At 74.1% G+C, this 7675-nt stretch carries 8 protein-coding genes; 4 read left to right on the top strand and 4 right to left on the bottom strand.

Annotated elements, in window-relative coordinates:
• On the top strand, positions 1-704 hold a 704-nt coding region (locus BM076_RS27895), incomplete at its 5' end, for a biotin/lipoyl-containing protein (protein WP_143120660.1).
• Between the two features lie 92 nt (positions 705-796).
• On the opposite strand, the gene corA is transcribed toward BM076_RS27895, so the two are convergent.
• The gene (gene corA / locus BM076_RS27890; protein ID WP_093716483.1) at positions 797-1780 is read right to left on the bottom strand and encodes a magnesium/cobalt transporter CorA; all 984 of its coding nucleotides are present in this window, start codon (positions 1778-1780) and stop codon (positions 797-799) included.
• A gap of 225 nt (positions 1781-2005) precedes the next feature.
• Between corA and BM076_RS27885 the strand changes: the two genes are divergently transcribed.
• From BM076_RS27885 to BM076_RS27880, 3 genes are all read left to right on the top strand, one after another.
• Complete coding sequence (locus BM076_RS27885) at positions 2006-3223, top strand: AAA family ATPase (RefSeq protein ID WP_093716482.1); 1218 nt, start codon at positions 2006-2008, stop codon at positions 3221-3223.
• Between the two features lie 48 nt (positions 3224-3271).
• Positions 3272-3421: a hypothetical protein gene (locus tag BM076_RS36825; protein WP_177246652.1), complete on the top strand. Its 150-nt coding sequence runs from the start codon at positions 3272-3274 to the stop codon at positions 3419-3421.
• A 114-nt stretch (positions 3422-3535) separates the two neighbouring features.
• Positions 3536-4177 (top strand): HAD family hydrolase, encoded by a 642-nt coding sequence (locus BM076_RS27880; protein ID WP_093716502.1) that lies wholly within the window; start codon positions 3536-3538, stop codon positions 4175-4177.
• 32 nt (positions 4178-4209) lie between these two features.
• Here the strand turns inward: BM076_RS27880 and BM076_RS27875 are convergent, their stop codons facing one another.
• Genes BM076_RS27875 through BM076_RS27865 form a run of 3 tightly spaced genes read right to left on the bottom strand, consistent with a single transcriptional unit; the run spans position 4210 to position 7524 of the window.
• Positions 4210-6723, bottom strand: a complete 2514-nt coding sequence (locus BM076_RS27875) for a heavy metal translocating P-type ATPase (protein WP_322936396.1) — start codon at positions 6721-6723, stop codon at positions 4210-4212.
• The gene (locus BM076_RS27870) at positions 6723-6938 is read right to left on the bottom strand and encodes a hypothetical protein (protein WP_093716481.1); all 216 of its coding nucleotides are present in this window, start codon (positions 6936-6938) and stop codon (positions 6723-6725) included. Before BM076_RS27870 ends, BM076_RS27875 begins: the two co-directional genes overlap by 1 nt.
• Positions 6939-6990: 52 nt before the next feature.
• The gene (locus BM076_RS27865) at positions 6991-7524 is read right to left on the bottom strand and encodes a copper chaperone PCu(A)C (RefSeq protein WP_177246651.1); all 534 of its coding nucleotides are present in this window, start codon (positions 7522-7524) and stop codon (positions 6991-6993) included.
• Between the last annotated feature and the right edge of the window lie 151 nt (positions 7525-7675).

The raw sequence follows: 7675 nt of genomic DNA, 5'->3' as shown, positions 1-7675 counted from the left end.
GGTTCGAGGCCCCATCGGGGCCGGGGGTGCGCCTGGACGCCGGGGTGGAATCGGGCAGTGTGATCGGTCCGGCGTGGGACTCGCTGCTGGCCAAGCTGATCGTGACCGGTGCGACCCGACAGCAGGCGTTGCAGCGTGCGGCCCGTGCGTTGGGTGAGTTCACGGTGGAGGGGATGGCGACCGCGATTCCGTTCCACCGGGCGGTCGTGGTCGATCCGGCGTTCGCCACCGGCGACGGCACCCCGTTCACGGTCCACACCCGGTGGATCGAGACGGAGTTCACCAACACCATCCCCCCCTTCACCGGTGGTGCGGTCTCCGATGATGAGGAGGCGGCGGGGCGGGAGACGGTGGTGGTCGAGGTCGGCGGGAAGCGCCTGGAGGTGTCGCTGCCGGCGTCGCTGGGCATGACGCTGGCCCGTACCGCCGCCGCCGGCGGTGCCAAGCCCAAGCGGCGTACCGCGGTCAAGGCGGGTGCGGCGGTGTCGGGTGACGCGTTGCCCTCGCCGATGCAGGGCACCATCGTGAAGGTCGCCGTCGAGGAGGGCCAGCAGGTCACCGCCGGAGACCTGATCGTGGTCCTGGAAGCGATGAAGATGGAACAGCCGCTGAACGCCCACCGCTCCGGCACCGTCATCGGCCTGAAAGCCGAAGTCGGCACCTCCGTCTCCTCCGGCGCCGTCATCTGCGACATCAAGGACTGAACGGCGGGGGAGTCCGGCGGACCGCGCCGGACACGGGACACCGCTCGGGACACCGGCTCACCCGTCGCCCGGCGCCTGTCATCGGAGGCCCGTCACAGCCAGTCGCGCCGCTTGAACTGGAGGTAGAGGAAGACCACCACCGCGACCATCAGCGCGAGCACCGCCGGGTAGCCCCAGATCTGGTGCAGCTCCGGCATGTGGTCGAAGTTCATGCCGTAGATCCCGGCGATCATCGTCGGAGCGGCGGCCATCGCCGCCCACGCGGAGATCTTCCGCATGTCGTCGTTCTGCCGCACCCCGACCTGGGTCAGATGCGCGGCGAGGATGTCGGACAGCAGCCGGTCGAGCCCCTCCTCGGCCTCGTTGGCCCGCGTCAAGTGGTCGGCGACATCGCGGAAGAAGGGCTTGGTGCGGGCGTCTACGAAGGGCGCGTTGCCCGACGCGAGGCGGGTCATCGGCTCGATCAGCGGCACGGTGGCCCGGCGGAATTCCAGCACCTGGCGCTTGAAGGAGTAGATGACACCGGCGGTCTGCGTCGAGCCGCCGCCGGTGGGCGAGAAGACCTCCTCCTCCAGCTCCTCCAGATCGACCTGGAGTTCCCCCGCGATGTCCAGGTAGTCGTCGACGACCGCGTCACAGATGGCGTAGAGCACCGCCACGGGGCCGTGCCGCAGCACCTCGGGCGACTGCTCCATCCGGGTACGGACCTCGGCCGCGGTGCGCACCTCGCCGTGCCGGACGGTCACCACGAAGGAGTCGCCGATGAAGACCATCAGCTCGTCGGCCGTGATCCTGCTGTGCTCGTCGTCGTAGCGCAGCGGCTTCACGACGGTGAACAGCGACTCCCGGTACACCTCCATCTTCGGCCGCTGATGCGCCTTGAGCGCGTCCTCGACTGCCAGCGGATGCAGGCCGAACTCCCCGGCGACGCTGTCGAATTCCGTAGCTGTCGGCTCGTGCATCCCGATCCAGACGAAGCAGTCCCCGGCCGCGCGGGCCTCGGCGAGCGCGTCGGACAGATCGTCCGGCGTACCCGCACGGCAGCCGTCCCGGTAGATGGCGCAGTCCACGATCACACAGCAATCCTTCCGCGTACGGCCCCGGTCGTATCATGCCGCCCGCGGTCGCTCCGTGCCGTTCGCGGGCGCCTCCCGTGGCCCGGGCGACCCGCGCGCGGCTTTGCGATCACTTCTGCCCGGCGCGCGCCGCTTCATGGCCGCCGAACGGCCGGACCGCGGCACGGAACGCCACAACCGGCCGGCCGGCACGGATACCGGCGGCGCTGCTGCCACACTGGCCCCATGCAGGACACTTCCTTTGCGCTGACCCGTGTCCGGCTGCGGCAGTACCGCAGCATCCCGGAGGCCGACGTGACACTCGGCCCACTGACCTTCCTGGTCGGGCCGAACGGCTCGGGCAAGAGCAATTTCCTCGACGCACTCCGCCTGGTATCCGAAAGCCTGCGCACCTCGCTGGACGAGGCGCTGGAACGGCGCGGCGGCATCGCGCAGGTCCGCCGCAGGGCCGCGGGCCACCCGACCCGCTTCTCCGTCGACCTGGACTTCCGCGGCCCGCACGGCCACGGCGCGTACGGCATCCAGGTGGCGGCGGTGCGCGGCGGCGGCTTCCGTATCGTCCGCGAGCACTGCACCGTACGGCCCCGGCCCGGCGACGGCGCGCGGACCGCACCCGCAGAGGCCGGCTACCGCGTGGACAACGGCGTGCTGACCTCCGCCACTGTGTCCGGCATGCCCGCGGTGGACGGCCGGCGCCTGCTGCTGGCCGACCTCGCCGGCCGCAAACCCTTCCGGCAGGTCCACGACGGCCTCGCCGACATCGGGGTGTTCACCCTGAATCCGGAGGCCATGCGCCGCCCCCGTACGCCCGGCTCCGGCGACCTGCTGTCGCGCGACGGCTCCGACATCGCCGCGATCCTGCACCGCTTGGGTCGCAGCGCGCGCGGCCGGGAGGACAAGCTGCGGATCGAGAGCTATCTGCGGCAGATCGTGCCGGGCGTGCACGGCGTCGCCCGCCGCACCCAGGGCGGCCGGGAATTCGTGGAGTTCACCCAGGACGTGCCCGGCGCCGGCACCCCGTGGCGGTTCGCCGCGCCCGCCGTCTCCGACGGCACCCTGCGCGCCCTCGGCGTCCTCACCTCACTGTTCACCCCGGCCGGCGGCGCGTACAGCACCGTCGCGATCGAGGAGCCGGAGACGGCCCTGCACCCCACCGCGGCCGGCGCCCTGCTCGGCGCGCTGCGGGACGCGGCCGACCGCCGCCAGGTCGTCGTCACCAGCCACAGTGCCGACGTGCTCGACGCCGAAGACGTCGACCCGGCCGAACTGCTGGCCGTCCGCGCCCCCGGCGGCCGTACGGTCATCGCGCCGCTCGACGCCCCCGCCACCTTCGCGCTGCGCGCCGAACTCCACACACCGGGCCAGCTGCTGCGCACCGATCAGCTCCTGCCGCACCCGTCGCCCGCGCCGTCCTCGTCCCCGTCCGTCCGGCCGCTCGGCTGACCGGCCGGGCGCCGCCCCGGGCCGGGCGCGGCTGTCGCCGACGCGATCATGGCCGTCGTCGCGACGGCGGAACCGGCGCTGCGGCCGGCCGTCGGCGCGGAGGCCGTCGAGCACATCAGGGCCTCGCTGACGGCCCGGCCGGCCGAACTCGACCGCTGGGCGTCCTTCCCGGGCGTCAGGGCCGCGCGAAGCGCCTGACCCCCACCGCCCGGCAGTTGGTGCGGGGGAGAGACGGAGGGACCCTGCCACGTCGGAGTGACCGCGCGGTCGAGCCGCACCGGCGCGCGGGAGCGTTGGCCTAGGGTGGCGGCGATGATTACCACGATCGTGTTCGACATCGGCGAGACCCTGATTTCCGACGCGCGGCACTGGGCGGGCTGGGCGGACTGGCTGGGCGTCCCGGCCCACACCGTCTCCGCGCTGGTGGGAGCCGTCGTCGCCGACGGCCGCGACGACGGCGACGCGCTGCGGCTGATGACACCCGGCCTCGACATCCCCGCCGCGTACGCCGCCCGCGAGGCCGCCGGGCGGGGCGAGTACCTGGACGAGACGGACCTCTACCCGGACGTGCGTCCCGCGCTGGCCCGGCTGCGCGAGCACGGCATCAAGGTGCTCGCGGCCGGGAACCAGACCGCCCGCATGGGCGAGTTGCTGCGCGGCCTCGACCTGCCGCTCGACCGGATCGCGACCTCCGCCGAGTGGGCGGTCGCCAAACCGAGCCCCGGCTTCTTCGCGAAGGTCACCGAAACGGCGGCGGCCGAACCCGGGCAGATCCTCTACGTCGGCGACCACCCGTACAACGACGTCTTCCCCGCCCGGCAGGCCGGACTGCGCACCGCACACCTGCGCCGCGGCCCCTGGGGCCACCTGTGGGCCGACGACCCCGAGGTGTCCGCCGCCGCGGACTGGCGGATCGCCTCGCTCACCGAACTGGTCGCGATCACCGCCCGCTGAACGGGCCCGCCGGCCCCGGGGTGAACGCCGGGCTACGGCCGGGCCGCCGGGAACCGGCTGACGGGGCGTCGGCCCTGATGCGCCGGCCGCGCCGACCCCGCCCGGCGGACCGGGGCGGGCCGCCAGGTGCGCAGGCGGAGGCTGTTGGCGACGACCAGCACGGAGCTGGCGGACATCGCGACGGCGGCGACCATCGGATCGAGCCAGCCGGTCGCCGCGAGCGGGACGGTGACGAGGTTGTAGGCGAAGGCCCAGGCGAGGTTGGCGCGGATGGTGGCCATCGTGCGGCGGGCGAGCCGTACGGCGTCGGCGACCGCGCCGATGTCACCGCGGACGAGCGTGACATCGGACGCCGCCGCGGCGGCGTCCGTACCGGTGCCCATGGCGATGCCGAGGTCGGCGGCGGCAAGGGCCGCGGCGTCGTTGACACCGTCGCCGAGTACGGCGACCCGGCGTCCCCGGGCGCGCAGTTCCGCCACCAGGGCGGCCTTGCCCGCGGGGGTGAGCCCGGTGTGGACGTCGTCGATGCCGAGGCCGGCGGCGACCGCCTCGGCCGGGGCCGGCCGGTCACCGGTGGCCAGCACGGGCCGTACGCCCAGACGGCGCAGGTGGTCCACGGCGCGGTAGGCGTCACTGCGGAGCGGGTCGCCGAGGGCGACGATCGCCTCCGGCACACCGTCGACAGTGACCTGCACACAGGTGTGGGCCCGGGCGTTGGCCGTACGGATCGCCTCGGCGAGTACGCCGGTCAGGTCGCGGCCGGGTGTGCCGACCTCGACCCGGCGCCCGCCGACGAGCCCGCTCACACCGAGACCCGCGGTGGCCCGGAAACCCACGACCTCGGGGAGGTCGTTCGTCACCGCCGCGTCCGCACCCACGGCATTCGGACCGGCAGCCTGCGTGCCTGCCGCGTCCGTACCGACGGCGTCTGTACGTGCCGTGTTCGTACCGACGGCCTGCGGTCCCGCCGTGTTCGTGCCCGCCCCGCTCGTACCGACGGTATCCGCGCTGACCGTCTCCGCGCCGGGCGTCGCGGGGGCGGGCGTCGCGCGGGCGTGTGTCGCGATCGCACGGCCGAGCGGGTGTTCCGAGCCCTGCTCCACCGCGCCCGCCAGCCGCAGCGCCGCGTCTGGGCCGAGGCCGCCGGGGCGGGCGGTCAGTGCCGTGACGGACATCCGCCCCGTCGTCAGTGTGCCGGTCTTGTCGAGGACGACGGTGTCGATGACGCGCAGCGACTCCAGGGCGCGGGCGCCGGAGACGAGGACCCCGAGACGCGCGCCGCGGCCGGTCGCCGCCAACAGCGCGGTGGGCGTGGCCAGTCCGAGGGCGCAGGGGCAGGCCACGACCAGGACGGCGACGGCGGCGGTGACCGCCGCCTCGGGAGCGGCACCGGCGCCGAGCCAGAAGCCGAGCACGGTGACGGCCACGGCCAGCACGGCCGGGACGAAGATCCCGGCCACGGTGTCGGCCAGCCTCTGGGCGCTCGCCTTCTCGGTCTGGGCGTCGGTCACCATCCGGCTGATCCGGGCGAGTTGGGTGTCCGCGCCGACCGCGGTGGCACGCACGTGCAGCAGACCGCCCGCGTTGACGGCGCCGCCGACCGCGGGCGCGTCCGGTCCGACCTCGACCGGCTCGCTCTCGCCGGTCACCAGCGACAGATCGAGCGCGGACGCGCCGTCGACGACGACGCCGTCGGTCGCGACGCGCTCGCCCGGCCGTACGGTGAACACGTCACCGACCCCCAGCCGGGCGAGCGGGACGAGCCTTTCCGTGCCGTCGGCGGCGCGCAGCGCGACCTCGGAGACGGTGAGCCGGGCGAGCGCCCGCAGCGCCTCACCGGTGCCGCGCCGGGCCCGCGCCTCCAGGAAGCGGCCGGCCAGCACCGCGAGCGGGACGCTGACCGCGCCCTCCAGATAGACAGGGGTGCCGCGGCCGAGCATCGGCAGCAGGGAGAACGGCATGCGGTAGTCGGCGGAACCCGCGCCGCCGAGGAACAGGGCGTAGCAGGACCAGCCGAAGGACGCCGCCACACCCAGCGAGACCAGGGTGTCCATGGTGGCGGTGGCGTGCCGCAGACCGCGCAAGGCCCGTACGTGGAAGGGCCACGCTCCCCAGGTGGCCACCGGCACGGCGAGCGCGAAGCAGTACCACTGCCAGGACGCGAACTGCCAGGACGGCACCATCGACAGCGCCAGCACCGGCAGCGCGAGGACGGCCACGGCGAGCAGCCGCAGCAGCGCCCGCCGGTCGTCCTCCCCGGAGGAGTCCGGCTCGGGATCGGTGGCGGGAAGGCCGGCGCCGTATCCGGCGGCCTCGACGGCCGCGACCAGTTTGCCCGGGGAACAGGTGACGGGGTGGGTGACGCGTGCGGTGGAGGTGGCCAGGTTCACGGTCGCGGTCACACCGTCGAGCCGGGCCAGCTTCTTCTCCACCCGGCTCACGCAGGCGGCGCACGTCATGCCCGTCACCGTCAGGTCGGTGACGGTGGTGTCGGTCACCGATGCCGCGTCGCCGGCGGCGTGCGGCGCGTCGATCGTCGTCCTCATCACATGCCGTCCATGCCGTGCGTGCCGCTTCCGCCACCGTTGGCGGGAACGCCGGTACGGGCAGGGTGCATACGGGGATCGACCGGTCCGACGCTCGACCCGGCGGCGTACGCGACCGCGAAGGCGGCCAGGAGCAGCAGCAGGAAAGCGGCGACGATCACCGGCGGTGCCGGCCGGAAGCGGGTCGGCGGACCGGCGGCGGCGGAAACGGACATGGGTGGCTCCAAAGCTGAGTACGGAAGAGGGAAGCGGGACGAGGGGCGCGGGTCAGCCGCCAAGTGGAACGACCACGGCGCGGGCCCGTACGGTGCCGCCGCCCGCGAAGCGCAGGTCGAAGTCGACGGTCCGCCCCGGGGTCAGCCAGCTCGCGGCGGGAAGCATGAGGTCGCCGCCCGACGGCGTCATCGCGTATGTGCCACCGGCCGGTACGGGGATACCGGCGGACCTGACCATCCGTCCGGCGCCGTCCGCCACGGCGGTGCGGGCGATCATGACCGGTCCCAACTGCGGTGAGCCGACCGACACAAGGGTGTCGTCGGTGCCGCCGGTGTTGCGCAGCGTGAAGAAGGCGGCGGTGTGCTCGGGGTTGGTCGGCGCGAGGATCCGCCCGCCGGAGACCGTGATCCGGGCCGGCGGGGTGCCCGCCGCGCCGGAGGAGGCGTAGAGCAGCAGGCCGAACAGGGTCACCGCGACGGCCGCGACGGGGACGAGGGCGGTGCGCAGCCGGGCGAAAGGCCGGGGCGTACGGGACGGGTCGCTCGGGACTTCGGCGCCGGACCGGCCGGCGGAATCGTGCTTCACGTCAGCAGTAGTCGCGACCGGGCGGCGGCGAGTTCCCGCGCGTCCGGGGGATTTCACGTCCCGATTCCCGCCGCCGCGCCCCGGGAACTCGCCGGACGGGCGCCCCGACTACTGGTCCGGCGGCACAAGCGCCGACGAGTGAGAGAAACGG

The sequence above is a fragment of the Actinacidiphila alni genome, assembly GCF_900112845.1.
GTDB classification, from domain to species: Bacteria; Actinomycetota; Actinomycetes; order Streptomycetales; family Streptomycetaceae; genus Actinacidiphila; species Actinacidiphila alni.
This window is presented reverse-complemented; position numbering and strand designations above follow the sequence as displayed.